General features: G+C 41.7%; 1 pseudogene. It reads left to right on the top strand.

What is annotated here, in order from left to right:
* A pseudogene (locus CIK04_RS24370) lies at window positions 1-497 on the top strand (DUF4344 domain-containing metallopeptidase); the annotation flags it as partial.
* Window positions 498-909 lie beyond the last annotated feature (412 nt).

The following is a 909-nucleotide window of genomic DNA, read 5'->3' as shown; positions in this document are numbered from 1 at the left end:
CACCGAGTCACTCGATTATTTCCGTAAAAACGAGTATCAAAAAAACGGTGAAAAAAGCGCAGAAAGCGGTGCGATCAACACCATGCTTCATACTCTCCTTCATGAAGCTGGCCACGCCTACATTGCCGATCAAAACATCGCCATTTTGGGGAAAGAAGAAGATGCCGTGGACAATTTTGCCACTTTATTGCTGATCGATTACGTCGAAAATGGCGATGAGATTGCCATCAGCGCAGCTGACATGTTTGCTTTTTGAGTCAGAAGACAAACCGGAGTAGCTGACGATTTGGATGAACTATATTGATGAACACAGCTTTGATTTGCAGCGCTACTTTGCCACGCTCTGTTTGGTCTATGGCAGCAATCCTGAGCGGCATCCCAACCTACTTGATGAAATAGAAAAAGAGTACCGCCAAGAGCGCACTGAGTTTTGCCAAGCGAACTATCAAACCCTCAGTGACAACTGGCATCGCTATCTCACTAGTGCGCCTGAGTAAACCGAACCCACCATAATCAATCGGATGCACAATTCATAGCCTCGAAAAATGATGAGAAACAAAATAATAACAATCTCATCATTTTTATTTCATAAACCTACCAATTTCTACATTACCTTGGCGAAGGATTGGCTAAGCTTAAAGCATTATTACAGAACACTGACTACGCTATTCAGTTTAACAATGCTGCTGTGACGCAAGGAAAGTTGCTATGAATTTAACCATAAGAAAAAGATTGTATATTTTGTCAATCGTACCCGTTCTAACCATCGCACTTGGGATGATGTGGTTTACCTACTTGAAAACCACTTCATATAACGATCAACAAGTTGAAATCACACGCGACAATATGATGCGTATGAAAAAGAGGACTGAAGAATTATCTTAGCAGATGGCAAAATCTGCTGTTCAG

It is taken from the genome of Vibrio sp. 03_296 (assembly GCF_002265885.1).
This window is presented reverse-complemented; position numbering and strand designations above follow the sequence as displayed.